Source organism: Streptomyces sp. DSM 106670 (genome assembly GCF_055792845.1).
Genome location: NZ_CM147704.1, coordinates 2,944,875 through 2,967,256, shown reverse-complemented (window position 1 = coordinate 2,967,256; position 22,382 = coordinate 2,944,875). Strand labels below are relative to the sequence as shown.

12 protein-coding genes are annotated in these 22,382 nt (G+C 73.5%); 6 read left to right on the top strand and 6 right to left on the bottom strand.

Annotation, left to right across the window (positions count from 1 at the left end; genetic code table 11):
• Window positions 1–118: 118 nt before the first annotated feature.
• Together ACSMXR_RS13100 and ACSMXR_RS13095 are read right to left on the bottom strand one after the other, a co-directional pair.
• Window positions 119–1,357 carry a hypothetical protein gene (locus tag ACSMXR_RS13100; RefSeq protein ID WP_473171924.1) on the bottom strand — a complete coding sequence of 413 codons (1,239 nt, stop codon included), beginning with the start codon at window positions 1,355–1,357 and terminating at the stop codon, window positions 119–121.
• 157 nt (window positions 1,358–1,514) lie between these two features.
• On the bottom strand, window positions 1,515–5,153 hold the full coding sequence (locus ACSMXR_RS13095) for a bifunctional glycosyltransferase/CDP-glycerol:glycerophosphate glycerophosphotransferase (RefSeq protein ID WP_473171923.1): 3,639 nt from the start codon (window positions 5,151–5,153) through the stop codon (window positions 1,515–1,517).
• 101 nt (window positions 5,154–5,254) lie between these two features.
• Between ACSMXR_RS13095 and ACSMXR_RS13090 the strand changes: the two genes are divergently transcribed.
• The 6 genes from ACSMXR_RS13090 (at window position 5,255) to ACSMXR_RS13065 (ending at window position 15,967) form a co-directional block, all read left to right on the top strand.
• Window positions 5,255–6,430, top strand: a complete 1,176-nt coding sequence (locus tag ACSMXR_RS13090) for a CDP-glycerol glycerophosphotransferase family protein (protein WP_473171922.1) — start codon at window positions 5,255–5,257, stop codon at window positions 6,428–6,430.
• A 117-nt stretch (window positions 6,431–6,547) separates the two neighbouring features.
• On the top strand, window positions 6,548–7,318 hold the full coding sequence (locus ACSMXR_RS13085) for a methyltransferase domain-containing protein (protein ID WP_364891263.1): 771 nt from the start codon (window positions 6,548–6,550) through the stop codon (window positions 7,316–7,318).
• A gap of 11 nt (window positions 7,319–7,329) precedes the next feature.
• A complete protein-coding gene (locus tag ACSMXR_RS13080; RefSeq protein ID WP_473171921.1) occupies window positions 7,330–8,232 on the top strand; it encodes a TylF/MycF/NovP-related O-methyltransferase in 903 nt (300 codons plus the stop codon).
• A 219-nt stretch (window positions 8,233–8,451) separates the two neighbouring features.
• On the top strand, window positions 8,452–11,910 hold the full coding sequence (locus ACSMXR_RS13075) for a bifunctional glycosyltransferase/CDP-glycerol:glycerophosphate glycerophosphotransferase (protein WP_473171920.1): 3,459 nt from the start codon (window positions 8,452–8,454) through the stop codon (window positions 11,908–11,910).
• Window positions 11,907–14,828: a bifunctional glycosyltransferase/CDP-glycerol:glycerophosphate glycerophosphotransferase gene (locus ACSMXR_RS13070; RefSeq protein ID WP_473171919.1), complete on the top strand. Its 2,922-nt coding sequence runs from the start codon at window positions 11,907–11,909 to the stop codon at window positions 14,826–14,828. Before ACSMXR_RS13075 ends, ACSMXR_RS13070 begins: the two co-directional genes overlap by 4 nt.
• A complete protein-coding gene (locus ACSMXR_RS13065) occupies window positions 14,825–15,967 on the top strand; it encodes a glycosyltransferase (protein WP_473171918.1) in 1,143 nt (380 codons plus the stop codon). The genes ACSMXR_RS13070 and ACSMXR_RS13065 overlap by 4 nt, the downstream gene beginning before the upstream one ends.
• 66 nt (window positions 15,968–16,033) lie before the next feature.
• Here the strand turns inward: ACSMXR_RS13065 and ACSMXR_RS13060 are convergent, their stop codons facing one another.
• The 4 genes from ACSMXR_RS13060 to ACSMXR_RS13045 all read right to left on the bottom strand — a co-directional run bounded on the left by ACSMXR_RS13060 (window position 16,034) and on the right by ACSMXR_RS13045 (window position 22,146).
• Entirely contained in the window at window positions 16,034–18,265 is a 2,232-nt protein-coding gene (locus ACSMXR_RS13060; RefSeq protein ID WP_473171917.1) for a CDP-glycerol glycerophosphotransferase family protein, read from the bottom strand.
• A gap of 185 nt (window positions 18,266–18,450) precedes the next feature.
• Window positions 18,451–19,392 carry a carbohydrate ABC transporter permease gene (locus tag ACSMXR_RS13055; RefSeq protein WP_137233650.1) on the bottom strand — a complete coding sequence of 314 codons (942 nt, stop codon included), beginning with the start codon at window positions 19,390–19,392 and terminating at the stop codon, window positions 18,451–18,453.
• Window positions 19,389–20,675, bottom strand: coding sequence for a carbohydrate ABC transporter permease (locus tag ACSMXR_RS13050; RefSeq protein ID WP_473172372.1), 1,287 nt, complete (start codon window positions 20,673–20,675; stop codon window positions 19,389–19,391). Before ACSMXR_RS13050 ends, ACSMXR_RS13055 begins: the two co-directional genes overlap by 4 nt.
• Window positions 20,676–20,781: 106 nt before the next feature.
• A complete protein-coding gene (locus ACSMXR_RS13045) occupies window positions 20,782–22,146 on the bottom strand; it encodes an ABC transporter substrate-binding protein (protein WP_473171916.1) in 1,365 nt (454 codons plus the stop codon).
• Between the last annotated feature and the right edge of the window lie 236 nt (window positions 22,147–22,382).

Sequence of the window (22,382 nt, the reverse complement as noted above, 5' to 3'; positions counted from 1 at the left end):
CACGCCCGAGGCCCTCACCGCTCAGCTCGCCCGAGGGCCCTCACGTGTCGGGCATGCCCGAGGCCTTCACCGCTCAGCTCGCCCGAGGGCCTTCACCGGTCAGCATGCCCGAGGATCCTTACCCCGTCGCCGGCACCCGCGCCAGCACCTCTCCCGTGCGCGGGCTGAATGCCAGCACCGTCGCGTTCTCGGGCAGCCGCTGGAAGCGGGTCAGCAGCAGCCACCGCACCCCGTACCGGGCGGTGATCCCGTCCCGCCGGGCCTGCGGCGTCGAGGCGTCGAGATAGGCGGCCACCGCCCGGCTCCGCTCCCGCCGCTCCGTGGTCGCGAGCCCCGCGTCCGGCAGCGCGTCGGCCAGGACGTACGCCCCGTGCCCGGCCAGCGCGTACATCGCCGGGCGGCTGTCCGTCAGGACCACCTCGCCCGGCGGCACGTACGCGGTCGCCCAGGCGTACGGCTCCCCGGCCGCCCGCACCCCCTCGACCGCCGGGGGCCCGGTGGTCCGGCCGTCGGCAGGGGTGCGCTCGGCGGTGAGCCCGTTGTAGTACGGCCACAGCGCCGCCACCGTCACCGCGCACACGACGGCGAACGCCCACCGCCACACGGTCGGCCGGATCCGGGTCCGCGTCCGGATCGCGATCAGGGCCAGGCACCCGATCGCCGCGCCGATCGCCGTCTGTGGGTGGACCAGCAGGACCAGCCCGAGCAGCACACCGATCCCGGCCGCCTCCGGCCACCGGGGCGTCCGGCCGGGCCTCGGGTCGCCGGGGCGGGCCATCCGGGCGGCCGCGCGGCCGGTCCACGCCCACAGGTGCAGCGTGACCGCGACCGCGAATGTGCTCGGCGCGCTCCACCGGGCCGGGTCCGCCCAGTGGATCAGGGCCAGCGGTACGAGAAGGAGCACCGGCACCCAGCGGTTCGGGGTCAGTAGCCGGGTGAGCCGGCCGATCCCGGTGAGCAGGAGCAGCAGGTTCACCGACGCGGCCAGCGCGACGACGGACGGACCCGAGAACCCGGCGGCGCGGGCGGCCAGCCCCTGGATCAGCGCGTACGGGGAGTAGTGCGCGCTCGCCACGGCGGGCAGGTCGGTCATCGGGAACGCCGGGTGCAGCAGGTTCACCCGCAGCCGTTCGACGACCGCCGCCTGGAGCCCGGCCTCGCAGCACAGCGGAGCCTGCCAGGCCGCCGCCGACAGCACCGCCCACAGCAGCCCGCCCAGCACGAGGTACGGCGACGGCAGCCACAGGGGCGGCCGGACCGCCCGGTCGGCCCCGCCGCCTCCGGTCGCGGCGGGCGGGAGGCCGGTGGACGGCAGGTCGGAGGAGGGGGCGGGGGAGGCAGCGGAGAAAAGGGGCACGTCTCATGGGTTCCGTGCGGCGGGACCGTTCTCCCCGCCGCCACTCGTCCGGGGGATGAGGGATGGAGACGTCCGCCCCACGGCGTGTCCGTCCTGCGGCGCGTCCGCCACAAGGCCCGCCCGCCCTACGGCCCGCCCGCCCTACGGCCCGCTCGCCCTACGGCGCGTCCGCCAGGAGGCGGTCCGCGACCCGGGCCGCCGCGCCGCCGTCGTCCAGGTCGCAGTAGTCGCGGCGGAAGCTCTCGTACGCGTCGGCGTGCCGGGCCGCCAGCGACCCGGTGTCGCGCAGCGCCTGCGCCACCTCGTCCGTCGTGACCAGCAGCGGCCCCGGCGCCCGGGTCTCGAAGTCCAGGCAGAAGCCGCGCACGGTGTCGCGGTAGTGCTCCAGGTCGTACGTGTGGAACAGCATCGGCCGGCCCGTCAGCGCGAAGTCGAACATCAGCCCCGCGTAGTCCGTCACCAGCACGTCGGCCACCAGCAGCAGCCCGGCCGCCCCCGGGTGCCCGGACACGTCGAGCACACCGGGCCCGGCCGGGACGTCGCCGGTGACCCGGGGGTGGCGGCGCACCAGGACCGTGTGGCCGGGGCCGAGCGCCCGCGCCAGGGCGTACGGGTCGAGCGCCGGGTCCCAGCGGTACGGGCCGGGGGCCGTGCGGTCGGCGGAGGCGGCCGGGGGATGGGCCAGGTGGTCGCGGTAGGTCGGCGCGTACAGCACGACGCGGTGGTCCTCCGGGATGCCGAGCCCGCGCCGCACCTCCTCGGCGGCCTTGTCCCGGACGGGCGGGAACAGCACGTCGTTGGCGGGCGATCCGGCCTCCAGCACCTCGCCCTCGTACGCCAGCGACCTGCGCAGCCACGGGGTGGCGAAGCGGCTCGGGGAGACCAGCACCGACCACTGGGCCGATCGCTGCGGCAGGGTGGCGAGGTACTGGTGGTCGGCGTAGAGGGTGTCCGCCAGGCCGCCGCCGAACCGGCCGAGCGGGGTGCCGTGCCAGGTCTGGACGACGGTCTGCCCCGGCCGCCGCTCGAACCACCCGGGCAGCTGCTCGTCCGTGACGATCCGGCGGGAGCGGGCCAGCGCCTCGTACCAGGCGGGGCTGTGCACGGGGACGGCACGCGCGCCGGGCGGGACGTGGGTGATGCGGCCGGGGGTGGTACCGGTGACCCACAGGTGTTCGGCCTCGGTGCCCCGGCGCACGAGCTCGGCGTGCACGGCGCGCGGGGAGTCGCCGCCCGCGTAGAGGACGGTGTCGCGGAGCGGGAGGGTCGTGCGCCGGTCGCGGTGGTGCGCGGCGCGCAGGAGCCGCCTTCCGTACGCGCTCCGCCCGATGCCCACCGCCGGCGACTCCGGCCCCGCGACCACGGACAGCCGGTCGCCGTGCCGCCGCTCCAGGCGCAACGCGCCCTCGACGCCTCCGGCCCGGGGCAACCGCGCGGCGACGGAACCGAGGACGCGTACCGGGCGCCCGTCCAGGCGAAGCTCCCAGCGGCCTTCCGGAAGCGGCGGGACGACCAGCGCGGAGAACCGGCCCGGGGCGGTGGCGGGCGGCCGAGGCGTTGAGCCGTCCCCGGCGGCGGCCGCCGCGCCGGTCCCGCCCTCGGTGTCGGCCCCGCCCGTGGAGCCTTTCCCGGCCCCGGCCCCGGCCCCGCCCGGACGCTCGTCCGAAGCCCCGTTCGCGTTCACGACGGACTCCGTGACCGGGACCGTCTCGTGCAGCGTCTCGTGGCGGAGGACCAAGCGGCCGCCGTACGTGGACGGGGGCGCGGCCGTACCCGCGTACGCCCCCCGGATGCGTACGCCCCCCTCCGGCGTGCACTCCACCCCGTCCGCGTACGGCAGCCCCGCCAGGTCCAGCACCAGGTCGCCCGCCGGGTCCGCGTACGCCGGCGGCGGCAGGTCCGGGGCGGCGGGCAGCGGGACGCGGCTGCCGTCGGCGAGCAGCAGCCGGACCCGCCACCGGGCCCCGCTCTCCGGCCCGCTCGCCGCCTCGACCTCACGGGGGGCGTGATGCGGGGCGGGCGGGGCGTCGGCGAGTTCGGCGAGCGGCACACGCACCCTGAACGCGACCCCGCGCGCCCCGAGCTCCCTGTGCGCCTCGCTTCCCCCGCGCGCCCCGCCCTCCGGGTACTCCAGCCCGCAGGACCGCTCCTCGCCCCCGTCGCGGGTCAGCAGCAGCGCGGTGGGCCTGCTTCCGCCGAAGTGCCGGCCCGTGATGTCCAGCGGGGATCCCTCCGCCTCGACCGCCCGGTGGCCCTCGGCCAGGGCCCGCAGCCGTGACACGGTCAGCCGGAGCCGGCCGCCCCGGTAGTCCAGCACCGCCCGTCGCCCGTCGCCCAGGTCGTGCGCCAGCGGCTGGTCCGCACCCGCGTCCGGGGCGCGCACCGCCACCCGGCGGACCGTCCCGGGCCCGGCGAGGACCAGGCCGACCAGCCAGCCGCCGCCCGCCGTCGCGGGCAGCCGGTCCGGGTCGAGGGTCATCTCGAAGCCCGCGTGGCCGTAATCGTGCAGCTCCTGACCGGAGTTCACCGTCGCCTCGGGCGCGGACACGGAACGCACCGGCACCGGCCGCACCTGCCGGCCCCGCTCCGCCCGGACCATCCCCACCGTGAGCCGCTGCCGGGCGGAGGCGGCGGGAAGGTTGCGTAGATACGCGTACCCGCGCAGCCGCAGCTTCCCGTCCGCACCCCAGCGGGCCTCCGACAGCCGCGCCACCGCCGGGATGTCCGGGCCCGTGAGCCGGGCGCTCGCGCCGTGCACGCCGGGGTACACCGCCCGGCGTCGTCCCGGAAGGCCCTCGACGGCGAACGTGCCCGCCCCGTTGGCCCGTTCGAAGGCGAGGACCTCCAGCAGGTCCGCGAGGCGTCGCTCCCGTACCAGCTGCCACTTGATGCGCAGCTCCACCGGCAGCCCCTCCAGCACCCCGGGGCCCGCCCGGTCGACGAACGCCCCGGCCCCCTCCAGGAACGCCGCCCGGTACGCCTCGCCGCCCATCGGCAGGCCGTCCAGGAAGTACCCGAAGTCGTCGCGCAGACAGGACGCGTCATACGCCCGCCGCTGCGCCGCGTCCCGGCCGCCGAGGAACGCGCTGACCTGCTCGCACGCCGCGATCCGGTCCCGTACGCCCGTGACGTCCGTCCGTCGCCGGGTGATCGAACCCTCCCGCACCCGCCAGTAGTAGACGTGCTCGGCGAGGACGTCGACCGAGCCCGCGAGATAGTGCGCGGGGATCATCACCGGGGTGTCCTCGTACAGCCTGCCCTCGGGGAACGTGAAGCCGTGCGCTTCCCAGAAGGAGCGCCGGAACACCTTGTTCCACGCCACCCGGTCGGCCAGCAGACGCGGATCCCGGGTGATGTGCGTACGCGCCCCGGCGCCCGTCAGCCAGCGGTACTGCCAGGCCTGCTGCCGTCCCTGCCCGGTCAGCCGCCACACATTGCCGGTCACCAGATCGGAACCGGTCGACTCCAGCGAGGCCGTCATCCGCTCGTACGCGTCGTGCACGACGATGTCGTCGCTGTCGGCGAACGCCAGGTAGGGAACGGTGGGGGTGGTGTGGCGGACGCCGGTGTTGCGGGCGGCGCTCAGCCCGGCGTTCTTCTGCCGGATCAGCCGGAAGCGGCTGTCCCGGGCAGCGAACTCCGCCGCGATCCGGGCGCTGCCGTCCGTCGAACCGTCGTCGACCATGACCACCTCGATCGCCGCGAGGGTCTGCTCCGCCACCGACCGCAGGCAGTCCTCGAGATAGGCCTCGACGTTGTGGACGGGGACGACGACGCTGAGGAGGGGTGACTTCATGTCCTGGTCAACAGGGGGCGGCCCCCGGGGTCACCGGCGCTGACCCGAACGGGTGAACGCGGGCCCCCGGCCGTCCGGACCCGCGATTAGGCTCGGCTGCCATGCCCACCCGAGCTTCCGTGAAGCGGTTCGTCCGCCGCCAGGCCATGCGGGCCGTCTACCGCGCCGACCTGCACCGCCCGCTCGACCCCGACCTCGCCGTCTACGGGGCGTACTGGAACCGGGGCGTCGCCTGCAATCCGGCGGCGATCCACGCCAAGGCCCGCGAACTGGCCCCGCACATCCGGGGCGTGTGGGCCGTCTCCTCCCGGCACCGCGACCGGATGCCCGCCGGTGTGCCGTACGTCATCGAGGGCTCGCGCCCCTACTGGCGGGCCATCGCCACCGCCACCTATCTGGTCAACAACTCCAGCTTTCCCGGCGGGTTCACCAAACGGCCCGGTCAGCGCTATCTCCAGACCCATCACGGCACCCCGCTCAAGACCATGGGGCTCGACCAGCGCGCCTACCCCGCCCTCGCCCGGAAGACCGACTTCGACAAGATCCTCGCCCATGTCCGGCAGTGGGACTTCAGCCTCTCCGCCAACCCGCACAGCACCGAGGTGTGGGACCGCGTCTACCCGGGCGCGTACGAACGGATCGACCTCGGATACCCCCGTAACGACGTCTACTTCACCGCCACCGCCGACGACATCGCGAAGATCCGGGCCGAGCTGGGCATCGCCGAGGGGCAGATCGCCCTGCTCCACGCCCCGACCCACCGCGACTACCGCACCGGCTTCGAACCCGACCTCGACCCGGAGCTGCTGGCACGTGAACTCGGCCCGGAGTACGTGGTGTTGGTCCGCGCGCACTACTTCTACGGGCGCTCCGCCGCACTCGGCGGGAGCGCGCCGACCGGGCGCGTCATCGACGTCACCGCGCATCCCCGGGTCGAAGAACTCTGCCTCGCCGCCGACGCGTTGATCGCCGACTACTCCTCCCTGCTCTTCGACTACGCCTGCCTGGACCGCCCGATCGTCGTCCACGCCCCCGACTGGACCGCCTACCGGGCCGCGCGCGGCACCTACTTCGACCTGCTCTCCGGGCGGCCCGGCGACACCCCGGGGCCCGTCACCACCACCCCCGGACAGCTGGCGGAGGTGTTCCGGACGGGAGAGTGGCGCTCGCCCGCGTCGGCCGCGCTGCGCACCGCGTTCCGGGAGCGGTTCTGCCCGTACGACGACGGGCACGCGGCGGAACGCGTCGTCCGGAAGTTCTTCGCCCCGGCCGGGTGACCCGGGGCCGCGCCCGCCACCCGAATGGCCCACGACGCGCCGCCCGTGCCGATTCCTCCGACCCGCGCGGTCGTTGTGCCCAACAGCTCGCTCACCCCGCCATGTTGGGAGACGTCCATGCACCGGTCCGCCTACGAGCAGATGGAACTCTGCATCAAGGAGTATCTGCCCGTCGAAGGGCCCGTCGAAGGGCCTTCCTCCGGCAACCGCGCGTACCGGGTCGTCGACCTCGGGTCGCGTATCTCCGGCAAGCAGACCCGCACCCACCGGGCGCTCCTCGCCGGGCACCCCGTCGACTACTTCGGCGTCGATGTGCAGGACGGGCCCAACGTGGACGCCGTGATGAAGAAGCCGTACCGGATCCCCGCCCGCTCCAACAGCGCCGATGTCGTGCTGTCCGGGCAGGCGTTCGAGCACATCCCGTTCTTCTGGGCCTCCATGCTGGAGATCGCCCGGATCCTGAAGCCGGGCGGGCACGCCTTCATCACCGCCCCCTCGCGCGGCCACGTCCACGACGCGCAGGACTGCTGGCGCTACTACCCCGACGGCTTCCGGGCGCTCGCCGCGCACTCCCGGCTCGAACTGCGCGAGGCCTACACCGACTTCCCGCCGCGGAAGGGCATCTGGCACGACTACCGGGCCATCGACAGCAAGGCCGCCTACTGGGGCGACTCCGTCGGCGTCTTCCGCAAGCCGCAGCGCTATCCGCGCCTGACCATGTTCGCCGTACGGGAGTTGGCCGTCTGGTGGGCGAACCGGGTCGGCGGCGTCGACTCCGTCCCGCTGCCCGCGCCGCTCGACGGCCGCGCCGAGTGCGGACGCCCGAAGGCCGTGCCCGCGCCGGCCGCCTCACTCGAACAGGACCCGCCCCGATCAATGGCAGGTTGACGAAAGGTGACATGAGCCACAAATCGCGCGTACTGTCCCGGGGCATGGCTTGGCGCAACGCCGTCAACGGCGTCCTTCAGCAGCTCACCGGATATCAGCTCAGGCGCGTCACGGTGCCCGCCGCCCGCACCGCCCCCGCCGGTCCCGCAGCGGCGTCGGCCGCCGCTCCGGCCGTCGCACCCGCCCCCGCTCATGTGCCCCCGGCGGCCGCGAAGCCCAAGGCGAGGAAGCCCGCCCCGGCGTTCCCGGAGGACTACGACGACGAGGCCAAGGACATCATCCGTGCGGTCAAGCCGTACTCGATGACCTCGCCGGAGCGGCTCAACGCCTTCATCCTCGCCACCCGGCACATCGCCCGGCACAACATCCCCGGCGACATCGTCGAGTGCGGCGTCTGGCGCGGCGGTTCCATGCAGGCCTGCGCCCGGACCCTGCTCTCCGTCGGGGAGACCGAACGCGATCTGTACCTCTTCGACACGTACGAGGGCATGACCCCGCCCACCGCCGAGGACCTGCGGCGCGACGGCCGGCCGGCCCGGGAACTGCTGGACGCCCAGGGCAAGGACCGGCCGATCTGGGCGGTCGCCTCGCTGGAGGACGTCAAGGCGGGCTTCGAGAACATCCCGTACCCGAAGGAGCGCGTCCACTACGTGCGGGGCCGGGTCGAGGACACCGTCCCCGCACAGGCCCCCGAGCAGATCTCCATCCTGCGCCTGGACACCGACTGGTACGCCTCCACCAAGCACGAACTGGAGCATCTGTACTCCCGGTTGGTCAGCGGCGGAGTCCTCCTGATCGACGACTACGGCTACTGGCAGGGCTCGCGGCAGGCGGTCGACGAGTTCCTCGACAAGACCGGTGAGCAGCTCCTCCTGCTGCGGATGGACGAGGGCCGCATCGCCGTCAAGCCCTGACGCGAGCCCTTCGCGGCCGCGCCGAGCCCCGTGCCCTTTCCGGTACGGGGCTCGAACGCGCTCCCGGCACGCCCCCGGGCACCCCGACTCCGCCCTCCGCGTCACCCGAACGGACCCCCTCGGGTGACCCGTCCCCCCGGCGCGGGTTGTACCCCATGGCCCCCGGCGGGCCCCTCCACGCCCCCGAAGCCCCCGTCCCCGGAAGGATCGTGCGCCGCGATGGCACCCCGTCTCACCGTCGTCGTCCCCCTCTACAACGTCGAGGAGTACCTCGGTGCCTGCCTTTCCTCGCTCGCCGAACAGGCCATGCCGGACCTGGAGGTCGTCCTCGTCGACGACGGCTCCACGGACAACGGCCCGGTCATCGCGGAGGAGTTCGTGGACCGCGACCCGCGCTTCCGGCTGCTCCGGCAGGAGAACGCCGGGCTCGGCGCGGCCCGCAACGCCGGGATCCGCGAGGCCCACCCCGAGGCGGAGTTCCTGACGTTCGTCGACAGCGACGACGTCGTGCCGCCCGGCGCGTACGCCCGGATGCTCGCCGAACTCGACCGCTCCGGCTCCGACTTCGCCACCGGCAACGTGCTCCGGCTCCGGGCGGGCGGCGAGCTCGAACAGTCCCCGATGTTCCGCAAGCCGATGGAGAAGGCCCGCCCGGCCACCCATGTCACCCGGGACTGGATCCTGCTCGGCGACCGCATCGCCTGCAACAAGGTCTTCCGCCGCACCTTCTGGGACGAGCACGCCTTCGCCTTCCCGACGGGCGTGCTGTACGAGGACATCGCCGTCGTCCTGCCCGCCCACTTCCTGGCGCGTTCGGTCGACGTCGTCGAAGAACCCGTCTACCACTGGCGCGACCGCGACGGCTCGATCACCACCCGGCGGGCCGTGCCCCGGGGCATCCGCGACCGGGTCACCGCCGTCACCACCGTCAGCCGCTTCCTCGCCGAGCGGGCGGATACCACCGGGGCGGCGGCCGGCGCCGCCGAGGCCAAGCGCCGCTACGAGGCCCACGCGCTCTCCGGCGACCTGTGGCTGTTCATCGAGGCCCTGCCGGACGGCGACGCGGAGTTCCACGAAGCCTTCCTGGAGCACGCCGGGGCCTTCGCCGCCACCGTCGAACCCGGCGTCCTCGCCGAACTGCCCCTGCACCTCAGGGTCAAGTGGCAGCTCATCCGCGAACGGCGGCTGCCCGAACTCCTCGCCCTCCTGGCCGACGAGAAGAAGGACCGCGACACCTTCCACGTACGCGGACTGCTCCGCCCGCGCGCCCACCACCCCGCCGTCCGCGACCCGCTGCCGCCCGCCACCACCGCCCTGACCGCCGCCGATCTGCCCGTCCACGCCTACCTCACCGAGGCCGTCTGGCGGGACGGGCTGCTGCGTCTGACCGGGTACGCCTATGTGCGCAACGCCCCGGGCGGCACCCCGCGGCTCGGCTGGCTGCGGTCCGGGAAGCGGCTGATCCCGTTGCGGCTGCGGCCCGTCGGCGGCGACGAGGCCACCGCCCGGTCCGGCCGCTCCCTGCACCGCTACGACCGCGCCGGGTTCGAGGCCGTCGTCGACCCGCGCAGGCTCACCGCCAAGGGCGACCGTACGACCTGGAAGCCGGAGGCCGTCGTCGTCGGCGCGGGCCGGCCGCGCCGGGGCCCGATGCGGCTCGTCTCCACCCCGGCCCCGCCCGCCGTCACGTACACCGACGAGCGCACCCGGATCGTCCCCGTCCTGTCCGGCAACAAGCTGGAGCTCCGCACCGAACGCGTCCCCGCCGTCCTCACCGGGCAGTCGGCGGTCGAGGACACCGTGCGCCTGGAGGTGAAGGTCCTCGGCGACGCCGGGCCCGTCGCCCTGCGGCTCACCGAGTGGCGCACCAAGGAGACCCGGGAGTTCGCCCTGCGCGGCTCGCCCGGCTCCCGGGCGGCGGACATCCCGCTCGGCGTGTTCCGGGGGGAGGACGGCATCTGGGGCGTGCAACTCATCGGTGAGGGCAAGCCGTTGACCGTCGCCGCGCACCCCGACGGCCAGGACGGGCGCTACGCACTGCCCGGCGGCCGCGAGCTGTACGCGGCCCCCAACCCCTCCGGCGACCTCGTCCTCACCGACCGGGCCGTCCAGCCCGTCGTCACCTCCGCCGGCTGGGAGGAATCGGGCGAGCTGGTGCTCGAAGGAACCTTCCCCGAGCCCACCGGCACCGCACGGGAACTCGTCCTGCGCCACAGCGGCCACCACGAGGAAGCCGTCGTCGACGTGGAGCGGGGAGAGGGCGACGGCTTCCGGGCCGTCATCGCACCCGCCGCCGTCGAAGGGCCCGGCGGAGCGCTGCCGCTCGCCGAGGGGCGCTGGTACCTCTTCCTGCGCACACCGGGGGAGCGGGACCCGGAGGCGTACCGGCCGCTCCGGGCGGTCACCCCCCTGCACAGCACCCTGCCCCGCCAACGACACGCGGGCGGCAGGGACTTCACTCTCCAGCGCCGCCACCACGACCGGCTCGTCCTGGAGTCAGGCAGCGCGCTCCCGGCCGTCGACCGGGGACCGTACGGGCAGCGCGTCCGGCGCGAGCGGTACGCCGTGCTGCGCTCCGTCGCCCCGGCCGCGACGCGCCCCGCCGTCCTCTACTCCAGCTACGACGGCCGCCAGTTCTCCGACTCGCCCCGTGCCATCCACCGCGAACTCGCTGCCAGGGAAACGGACATCGAGCACCTGTGGGTCGTCCGCGACCAGCAGGCGGCCGTGCCCGACGGGGTGCGGCCCGTCGCCCTGCACAGCGCCGAGTGGTACCAGGCGCTGGCCCGCAGCCGGTGGATCGTCACCAACACCCATCTCCCCCAGTGGTTCGAGCGGGCCGACGGCCAGTGCGTCGTCCAGACCTGGCACGGCACCCCGCTCAAGCGCATCGGCCGCGACCTCGCGGGCACCCCGCACGCCGACGCCGCGTACATGGCGTCCATGGAGCACCGGTCCGCCCAGTGGAGCGTGCTCGTCTCCCCGAACAGCTTCTCCACCCCCGTACTGCGCCGCGCCTTCGGCTACTCCGGCGAGGTCCTGGAGTGCGGCTACCCGCGCAACGACCTGCTGTACGCCCCCGACCGGGACAAGGTCGCCGCCGCCGTACGGGAACAGCTCGCGATCCCCGAGGGGCGGCGCGTGATCCTGTACGCCCCCACCTGGCGCGACGACCAGCCCCGGCAGGGCGGACGCTACGGGCTCGATCTCCAACTCGACCTGGAACAAGCGCGATCGGCCCTCGGTGAGGACTGTGTGCTGCTGGTCCGCCGCCACTACCTCGTCGGCGGCAGCGTCCCGGACACCGCCTTCGTACGCGATGTCTCGCGCCACCCGGACGTCGCCGAACTGCTGCTGATCAGCGACGCGTTGGTCACCGACTACTCCTCGATCATGTTCGACTTCGCGCAGACCGGCCGCCCGATGCTCTTCCACACCCACGACCTGGCCCACTACCGCGACACCCTGCGCGGCTTCTGCTTCGACTTCGAGCGCCGCGCCCCCGGCCCCCTGATCCCCGACTCCGCCGGAATCGTGGCCGCCCTGCGCGACCCGGAGGCCGCCACCGCCGGGCACCGGGAGGCCTACGCGCGGTTCCGGGAGGCGTTCTGCGACCTCGACGACGGGAGCGCCGCCGCCGGGGTCGTCGACCGGATGCTCAAGGGGGAGCAGGCATGAGCGACTTCAGCTGTGTGATCACCGGCGGCGGGGACAACGACGGACCGGGCGGGGCCGACGCCCTGCGCGCCTCCGTGGAGTCCGTGCTCGGCCAGTCGCTGCGCGGGGCCGAGGCCGTCGTGGTCCTCGCCTCCGCCGCCGACCCGGCCGTCCGCACCGCCGCCCGCACCCTCGCCGACCGGGCCCCCGGACGGATCCGCCTCGTCCACGCCGACCCGGCCGTCCGCACCACCGGCGCCCTGCGCAACGCGGGCCTCGACGCGGCGAACGGCCGGTACGTCCTGGTCCTCACCACCGGCGAACGGCTCCAGCTCCACGCCTGCCGCAACCTCTGGCAGGCGGGCGAGACCAGCCGCGCCGACCTGATCGCCGGCCGCTGGAGCCGGGCCGCCGACGAGGGAGGCAAGGAGCGCGAACCGTCCTGGCAGGGCGAGCTGTACGCCCGCTCCCGCACCCTCGCCCGCTTCACCGAGGCCCCCGAACTCGTCGTCAGGGACGCCCTGGTGACCGGATTCTGTCTGCGCCGCGAGGCCGCCCGGCGGCACGGGCTGCGGTACGAGGAGGACCTGGCGCACGGCGAGATCCTGTTCGGCCCGCTCGCCGCCGCCGCGGTCGGCCGGATCGCCCTGGTCCGGCGGCTCATCGTGACCGGCCGGGCCGTCCCCGACCGGGCCCGCGACCTCACCGCCCTGGTCGAGGCCCACCGCCGGGTCGCCAACACCCTCCTCGCGCGCGGGCTGCCCGAACTGCGCGAGGAGCGGGAGAAGGCGTTCGCCCGGGACCATCTGGTGCCGCTGGTCCGCTCCTTCCCCGGGCTGCCCGCCGCCCGCCGCACCCGGGTCGCCGCGGCGGCCGCCCGCGCGCTGACCGGGCCCGTGCCGCCGGATCTGCCGCCGCTGGAGCGGGTCGCCGTGACCCTGCTGGCCCGGGGCGACGCGGAAGGGGCCCTCACGGCGGCGTACGCGCTGAGCCGGCCCGCCACCGTGTGCGCGCCGCTGACGACGGACGCGGACGGGCGGGTGACCTGGGGCAGCGACGGCGGCAGCGACGGCAAGGGCGGTGGCGGCGTCCGTGTCACCTCGGGCCCGCCCCTCGACATCACCGAACTCGGCCACCAGCACCGCCCGTTCGGCGAATTCCGGCTGATGAACCGGCTCACCCGCTGCGCCACCGCCGAGGACGGCCGCCTGCTGCTCGAAGGGCGCCTCGTGCTGCCCGGCCACAGCGGGCCCACCCCCGGCACCCCCCTCACCGCCACCCTGGAGTTCCGGGCCCGGGGCGGGGCGCGCGCCGTCGCGTTCCCGGTCGAGGAGGTCCGGCACGACGGCAACGGGATCATCTGGCGCGCACGGGCCGACGTCTCGCGCCGGCTGCGCCCCGTCGGCGTCCGCGACACGGCGTGGGACGCGCGGCTGACCGTACAGGCGGAGGGCCCCGACGGGCCCCGTTCCGTCAGCGATCTGTTCGCCCCGCAGGACCAGGTGGCCGGGGCGGTCCGGTTCGCCGCCCGGCCCCGGCTCGGGCGGCTCGCCGGGGACACCTGGGAGCCCTACATCACGCTCAAGGACCACTTCGCGCTCCGGCTGACCGCCCGCCGCCGCCCGGCCCGCACCACCCACCGGCTGATCCGCTACGCCACCCGCTTCCGGCCCGCCCGCAAGGCCAAGCTCCTCGTCCGCGCTCTGCGCAAGCGCCTGGACCGCTACCGCTCCCGGGGCTTCAAGGCCCCCGCCTACAACAGCTGGCTCACCCGGCTCCCCGTACGCCGGGGCTCCGTCGTCTTCGAGAGCCACATGGGCACCTGCTACGGCGACAGCCCGCGCGCCCTGTACGAGGAGATCCGCCGCCAGGGCCTGAAACTGCACGCCACCTGGTCCTACGACCCCGCCCCGGCCGGCTTCCCGGACGACGCCCGCCTCGTACGCCGCTGGTCCTGGCGCTATCTGTGGGCGCTGGCCCGCGCGGAGTACTGGGTCGACAACCAGGGCTTCCCGCAGCATCTGCGCAAGCCCCGGCACACCACGTACCTCCAGACCTGGCACGGCTCCGCGTACAAGCGGATGGGCTTCGACGAGACCCGCGTACGGCTCCAGAACGCCCCGCAGCGCGAACGGCTCCAGCGGGCCGTGGACCGCTTCGACCACTTCCTCGTCCGCTCCGAGCACGACGTGAACACCCTCGCCCGCGCCTACCGGCTGCCCGACGAACGGCTCCTGCGCACCGGCTACCCGCGCAACGACGCCCTGATCGCCGAACGGAACCGGTCCGAGACCGAGGGACGGCTGCCGCGCCCGCCGCTCGCCGAGGCGCTCGGGCTGGCCGATCACAAGAAGACCGTGCTGTACGCGCCGACGTTCCGGGGCGGCCCCGGCAAGCAGCGACGGAGCCGACTCCTGCTGGACGTACGGGAGTTCGCGGCGCGGTTCGGCGACACCCACACCCTGCTGGTGCGGTCCCACTACCTGGAGTCCGCCCGGCTGCCGGTCTGCCCGCCCGGCACCGTCGTCGACGTCTCACGCCACCACGACGTGAGCGAACTCCTGGCCCTCACCGATGTGTTGATCACCGACTACTCCTCCATCATGTTCGACTTCGTCCTGCTCGACCGGCCCGTCGTGCTGTTCGCCCCCGACCTCGACGCCTACGCGGACGAGCGCGGCAGCTACTTCGACCTGCGGGAGAACGCCCCCGGGCCGGTGACCGCGACCCAGGACGAGCTGTTCACCGCCCTCGCGGAACTCAAGAAGTCCGACACCCGGTACGCCGATCAACGCCGGGAATTCGCCGAGCGGTTCGGGTCCTACGACCGGGGCGACGCGGCCCGCAGGACCGTCGAGGCCGTCTTCGGCCCCGCAGCTTCCAGGGCCTCCCGGGGCTCCCGCCACACCACCGACCACGACCGGGGGGCCGGCCGATGAGCCGCGACATCTTCATCGTCTCCAACAGCACCGACGAACTCGGCGGCGTCACCGGCTGGATGCACCAGACCGCCCGCCTCCTGGCCGGCCAGGGCCACCGGGTGCACGCCATCGGCATCCACGCCTCCGAGCTCACGATGGTGCTGCCCGAACAGCCCGCCCACCCCGTCACCGCCCTCTACCCCGCCCACCCGCCGACCCCCTGGACGCCCCACGGCGTCCGCGACCGCTTCCGGATCCCCGCCCGGCGCAAGGAGGCGGCCCGCGTCGCCGCGAAGCAGCGGGCGGTCGGCCGGCTCTCGGAGATCTTCGCGACCGCCCGCCCCGGCGCGGTCGTCATCGTCACCCAGGTCTGGGCGATGGAGTGGGTCGGGGAGGCCGACACCACCGGGCTGCGGGTCATCGGCATGAGCCACGAGTCCTACGGCTACTCCCGCGCGAGCCACCGCTACCGCTGGATCAAGAACCACTACAAGGACCTCGACCACTGGCTCGTCCTCACCGAGGAGGACGCCGACCAGTGGGCCGGGGACGGCATGAACAACGTCGGCTTCCTGCCCAACGCCCTCTCCCGCCTCCCCGCCGTGCCCTCCCCGCGCACCGAGCGGACCGTCGCCAGCATCGGCCGGCTCAGCGACCAGAAGGGCATCGACCTGCTCCTGGACACCTGGGCCCTGGTCGCGCCCTTCCGCCCGGACTGGCGGCTGCGGGTGTACGGGGCGGGCGAGGACGAGGCCGCGCTGAAGGGCCAGTGCACCGCCCTCGGCCTCGACGGGTCCGTGGAGTGGATGGGCCGCACCGACGACGTCGAGCGGGCCCTCGCGGAGGCCTCCGTCTTCGTCCAGTCCTCCCGGGGCGAGGGCTTCCCGCTCGCGCTCCTGGAGGCGATGGCCAGTGGCGTGCCCTGCGCCGCCTTCGACTGCGCGCCCGGGGTGCGCGAGATCGTCCGGGACGGCGAGGACGGGCTCCTGGCCCCGGCCGGGGACGTCGCCGCCCTCGCCGACCGGCTGCTGCGGCTCACCGGCAACCCCCGGCTGCGCGACTCCATGGGCGCGCGGGCCCGGTCCGGCGTCCAGCGGTTCTCCGAGCCGGAGACCCTGCGCCGCTGGGAGGAGCTGTTCGCGTTCCTGGAACGCTGAGCGGACCCGGGGTACGGGCCCGGGGACCCGGGGTAAGAGCCCGGGGACCTGGAGTACGGGCCCGGGTCAGCCTCCGACGGCTGCCCCGGCCCCGTCCTGCGCGGGCAGGGCGGCGGGCGTCCGGCGGGCGGCGGCCGGCACCGGCAGCGGCAGCCCGTCCGTCTCCCCGAGGAACACCCGCCGCACCACCCGCTCGGCGGCGTACCCGTCGTCGTACGGGCAGAACCGGGCCCGGAACGCGGCCCGCAGCTGCGCCGAGCGGGAGCCCCGCCAGTGGTCCGTGGCGAAGATGTCGAACAGCTCGTCCTGACTGCGGGCCACGATGCCGGGCGGGAACGCCGTGATGTCGAAGTACGTGCCCCGGGCCGCCTCGTACGCCTCGATGTCGTCCAGGTGCAGCACCACCGGGCGGTCCAGGTTCACGTAGTCGAACATCAGCGACGCGTAGTCCGTGATCAGGGCGTCCGAGGCGAGCGCCAGCGTCTCCACCGACCGGTGCGCGCTGACATCGATGATCCGGGGATGCGGCGCACGGCGGACGCCGCCGAGCCCCGGCGGACGGGGCGCACGGGCCAGGATCACGAACTGCGGGCCCAGCACCCGGATCAGCCGCTCCAGATCCAGGGCGGGCCGCTGGACCAGCCGGTAGTCGCGGTGCGTCGGGGCGTACAGCAGGGCCGTGCTGCCCGCCGGAATGCCGAGCGTCTCGCGCAGCCGCGCCACCTCGGCCGGGCCGGTGCGGTGGTACACGTCGTTGCGCGGCGAGCCGTACTCCAGCGTCGTGTACGCGGACGGATAGGCCCGCTCCCGTACGAGGGTGGAGTGCGGGTTCGCCGAGAGGGAGAAGTCCCAGGTGTCGACCGAGCGCAGCAACTGCTCGAAGTCGGTGCCCCGGGCGGCGGCGGGCCGGTCCAGCAGATCGGTGCCCACGGACCGCAGCGGCGTGCCCTCGTGCGTCTGCAGCAGCACCTGGCCGCGCCGCTTCACCAGCCCCCGGTCGAAGGAGGCGTCGTTCACCAGATACGCGGAACGGGCCAGCGCCGTCCAGTGGGCGAAGGTGCCGGGCGCGAGGTGCCGGCTGCCGGTCGGCACGGTGTGGGCGTCGACGGCCCGGCAGATCCAGGCCGTCCGCACCCCCGGGACCAGCTCGCGGACCTTCGCCTCGATCGCCGCCGGGCTGCCCCCGTACCCCCGGCCGCCCCGGGCGGTGAACACCGCGTCCCGGGGGCGCAGCGGCAGCCGCAGCTGGATCCGGTAGTGCGCCCGCAGCGCCGCGCCCCGCACCGCGCGGCGCACGGCGTCCGCCGCCTTGCGCAGCCGGCCGCCGAGGCGCTGGGCCACCGACAGCGCCCGGTAGGTGCGGCGCGCGCCGAGATGCATCAGGCCGTGCCGCAGGAGCGCCCGGCGCGGGACCGGGGCGCCGGGGGTGTGATAGCGGCGGCAGGACGCGGTCGCCCGGCGGAAGAACGCGGTGCGGCTGTGCGGCGGCAGCCGGTCCCGGGAGGCGAACAGCGCCGAGAAGTGGTCCAGCATCCGGCGGAACATCACCGGCCGCCACAGGGCGAGTTCGGGGCGGGAGTCGATGAACGCGAAGACCCGGTCGTACTGGTCGAAGACGTCGAAGTGCTTCTCGCTGGTGGTGGAGAGGATGTTGCCGCGCCGCCGCTGCCGGTAGGAGACGCAGACCGCGTCCAGCACGGCGATCGAATCGGCCGCCATCAGCACCGGGTAGGTCCAGGGGGTGTCCTCGTAGTAGCCCGGCGGGAAGACGAACACCTCGGCCTCGACGAACGCCCGGCGGTACGCCTTGTTCCAGACGACCATGAGGAGTTGCAGCAGCTCGGGGCGGTCGGTGAGCCGGAAACGGGCCGGGCCGCCCTCGTCGAGATGGGCGGCCAGGACATTGCGGACGCTGCGGCCCGTCCAGTACGTACGGGCGTAGTCGTACATCAGGACATCGGGCTCGCCGGTCGCGTCGATCCGGTCGGCGATGGTCTGGAGCGCGTCCGGCAGCAGGGTGTCGTCGCCGTCGAGGAAGACCAGGTAGTCGCCGCCCGCCCGGGCCATCCCGGCGTTACGGGCCGGACCCAGGCCGATGTTGCGGGGCAGGTGCAGCGCGGTGACGCGGGGGTCCCGGCGGGCGTACTCGTCGGCGATCGGACCGCAGGCGTCGGGGGAGCAGTCGTCGACCACGATGATCTCGTAGTCCTTGAAGGACTGACTCAGCACGGAATCCAGACACGCGTGCAGATACGCCTGGACCCGGAATGCGGGCACGATGACAGTGAACCGGGGCACTACACATCCATGGGTCGTTCGCGGGAACCAGGTGGCCCGCAAACGTCGGATGGAATGACAGGGTTACGCCGGACGTGGCATTCGGGGGACGTACACGGCGAAGCGGCCCGGTTCCGGGGAGCCGGGCCGCTCCTTGTTGACGTACGTGTGTGCAGGTGTGCAGCCGTACGGCCGTGCCGCGGGAGCTACTTGACCGCGCCCGCCATCACGCCGGAGACGAACTGCCGCTGGAAGGCGAAGAACACCGCCAGCGGGATCACCATCGACACGAACGCGCCGGGCGCGAGCACATCGATGTTGTTGCCGAACTGGCGTACCTGCTGCTGGAGCGCCACAGTGATCGGCGGCGACTCGGAGTCCGCGAAGATCAGCGCGACCAGCATGTCGTTCCACACCCACAGGAACTGGAAGATGCCGAGCGAGGCGATCGCCGGACCGCCCAGCGGCATCACGACCCGGGTGAACAGCCGGATCTCGCCCGCCCCGTCGAGCCGGGCGGCCTCCAGCAGCTCACGGGGGATCTCCGCGAAGAAGTTCCGCAGCAGGAAGATCGCGAACGGCAGGCCGAACGCCGTGTGGAACAGCACCACCCCGAGCGTCGTCTCGAAGATCCCGATGGTGCCGAAGAGTTCGGAGACCGGGATCAGCGCGACCTGCACCGGAACCACCAGCAGTCCGACGACCAGCAGGAACCACCAGTCGCGGCCCGGGAACTCCATCCACGCGAAGGCGTATCCGGCGAGCGAGCCGATCACCACCACCAGCACCGTGGAGGGCACGGTGATCATGATCGTGCTGACGAGCGATCCGGTGATCGTCGAATTGTCCAGCAGCCGCTGGTAGTTGTCGAAGGTCAGCTCGGACGGGGCGGTGAAGATCTTCCACCAGCCCGTCGCCGCGATGTCCTGCGGACCGCGCAGCGAGGACAGCAGCAGGCCGATCGTGGGCATCAGCCAGAACAGGGCGACCAGGATCAGGAAGACCCGCATCACCCCGCCGCCGGCCCGGGCGGCGATCCGGGCGCCGAGGGACGGTGTGGCCCTGGGCGCCTCGGGGGCGCCCGGCTGCCGGGTGACCGCCTTCTGGCGGCCGATGCGCGCGGTGTTCACGTCCGGTGCGCTGCTCATCGGCGTCCCTCCTTCCGGATCCGGCGGATGTTGACCAGCATCACCGGGATCACCAGCAGCAGCAGAAGCACCGCGATGGCGCTGCCGATGCCGAGGTCCGCGTCCGTGCCGAACGAGGACCGGTAGAGCTGGAGCGCCAGCACGTTCGCGTCGTCCTGCGAGGAGCCCGGCGCGATGATGAACACCAGGTCGAACACCTTCAGTACGTTGATCATCAGCGTCACCAGGACCACCACCAGCACCGGCGCCAGCATCGGCACCGTGATCCGGCGGAACACCTGCCACTCGTTGGCCCCGTCCACCCGGGCCGCCTCCAGCAGCTCACGCGGCAGACCGGCCAGGCCCGCCGCGATCAGCACCATCGCGAACCCGGCCCACATCCACACGTAACTGCCGATGATCCCGGGCGTCACCAGGGACGGGCCGAGCCAGTCGACGCCGTTGTACGGCTCGCGGAAGTTGTCGGCGGGCAGCCGCAGTTGGGCCCCGTCCGCCGAGGCGGGCAGGGTGAACACCCCGTCCGCTCCCGCGGTGGCGGTGGCGACGACCTCGCCGTCCTTCACCGCCTCGACCTTCAGGCCCTTCAGCCCCAGCTCCTTCGGGTCGACGACATTCGGCTTGCCGCCGCCGCCCCGGGTGAAGTCCAGCCAGGCGGTTCCGGAGATCTGGTCCCCGGAGGCCGTCGGAGCGCCCTCGGCGGGCCTCGCGTCGCCCGGCATCTTCGCCGGAGCCACACCGACCAGCGGCACCCGCAGCGGCTGACCCGCCCGGATCGGCTCCTTGGACACGAACGTCCCGCCGTCCCCCTTCTCCAGCGGGTGCACGGGCAGCGGGCGGGCCTTCGGGAAGCCGGCGGACTCGTTGAACGTGTCGTGCACGCTCACCGCCACCGCGTTGGCGACCCCGCGCTCCGGAGCCTGGTCGTACACCAGCCGGAAGATGATGCCCGCCGCCAGCATCGAGATCGCCATCGGCATGAAGACGATCAGCTTGAACGCGGTGCCCCAGCGGATCCGTTCGGTCAGCACCGCGAAGATCAGCCCGAGCGCGGTGGCGACCGTCGGGGCGAAGACCACCCAGATCGCGTTGTTCTTCACCGCCGTGAGGATGGTGGCGTCGGTGAACAGCGCCTTGTAGTTGTCGAACCCGGCGAAGCCCGTACCGGCCTGGTCGAAGAACGACCGGTAGACCGAGTACCCGATCGGATAGAGGACCAGCGCGCCCAGCAGCACCAGCGCGGGCAGCAGGAACGCCGCCGCGATGACCTTGCGGGTGCCGGTCACGCTCCGGCCGGGCTTCTTCGGATCCGGCGGCGGGGACGGGCGCGGACTCGTCTCGTCGGCGGGGGGCGCCGCACCGGCGCCCCCCGCGGTCGCTGTCGTCACGGCGTCAGCTCTTGTACGCCTTGACCGCTTCGGACTCCAGCTGTTTCTGGGTCCCCGCGATGTCCTTCGGGTTCTTCAGGAAGTCCTGGAGGATCTTCCACTCGCCCTTCCCGGGCGTCCCGCCGAACGACTGCGGGGCCTGGTCGGACATGTCGAACCGGACGTCGTCACCGGCGTCGATCAGCGCCTGGGCCATCGTGCGCTGCACGTCGTTCGGGTACGCCTTCAGGTCCAGGCCCTTGTTCGGGGAGATGAACCCGCCCGCCTCGGCCCAGATCTTCGCCGCGTCCGACGACGCCAGCCAGGTCAGCAGCGCCTGCGCGCCCTTGGTGTCCTTCAGCGCCACCGCCGCGTCGCCGCCGGTCACCACGGGGGAGTCCGCGCCGACCGCCGGGAACGGGAAGACCTTGGCGTCCGTACCGATCTTCGCCTCGGTCTGCGCGATGTTGATCGAGACGAAGTCGCCCTCGAAGACCATCGCACCCTTGGGCTGGTCGCCCCCGGTGAAGGTCTGGGTGACCGAGGCCGGGAACTCCGTCTGGAGCGCCCCGTCCGCGCCGCCCGCGATCAGCTCCGGTTTCCCGAACAGCTCGGCCAGCGTGGTCAGCGCGTCCTTCACGGACGGGTCGGTCCACGGGATCTCGTGCTTCGCCAGCTGGTCGTACTTCTCCGGACCCGCCTGGGAGAGATAGACGTTCTCGAACCAGTCGGTCAGGGTCCAGCCGTCCGCGCCGCCCACCGAGACCGGGGTGACACCGGAGGCGGAGATGGTCTCCGCGGTCGTCAGGAAGTCCTTCCAGGTCTTCGGCTCACTGGCCCCCGCGTTGTCGAACGCGGCGGCGTTGTACCAGATCAGCGACTTGTTGGCGGCCTTGAAGTAGACGCCGTACTGGGTGCCGTCCACCTTGCCGAGCTCCTGCCAGACCTCGGCGTAGTTCTGGCCGAGCTGGGCCCGCGCCTCGGGTCCGACCGGCTTGGCCCACTTCTTCGCGGCCGCCTGCTGGATCGCGCCGACCTGCGGGATCATCGCCACGTCCGGCGGCTGCTTGCCCGCGATCTTCGTGCCCAGGAAGTTGATGATCGGGTCCTGCGCCGGGACGAACGTGACGCTCGCACCCGTACGCTTCTCGAACTCGTCCAGCACCTTGGTGAAGTTGGTCTGCTCGGGTCCGGTCCAGACCGCGGCGACCGAGATGTTCTCCCCGTCCAGCTTCGGCAGGTCGACCGTGGACGCGCTGTCCGTGCCCTTGCCGGAGCCGTCGCCCGACTTCTTCTTGCCGTCGCCGTCGCCTCCGCAGCCGGTGAGCGCCAGAGCGCCGACCGCCGCGAACACGAGTGCGGCCCTGCGTATCGAGAAGGTTGTGCGCATTCCTGCCCCGTCTCTTCTTTACGCGCCCGGCCACGTCGCATGCCCGGACCACGTCGTCCGTGCGCACAGTCCTACGCCCGGCGCACGGGCCCCGCAATACCGCCGTAGGTCCCAACATGGTGATCGTGATCGCCTCGTGACGTCGTGTCAGGGCATGCCGGACACGGCCCCGGGCAGGGGCAGGGAGGAGCGGCAGGCGTACACGCCCGTGCCTGTGTCTGTGTCTGCGGTGCGTG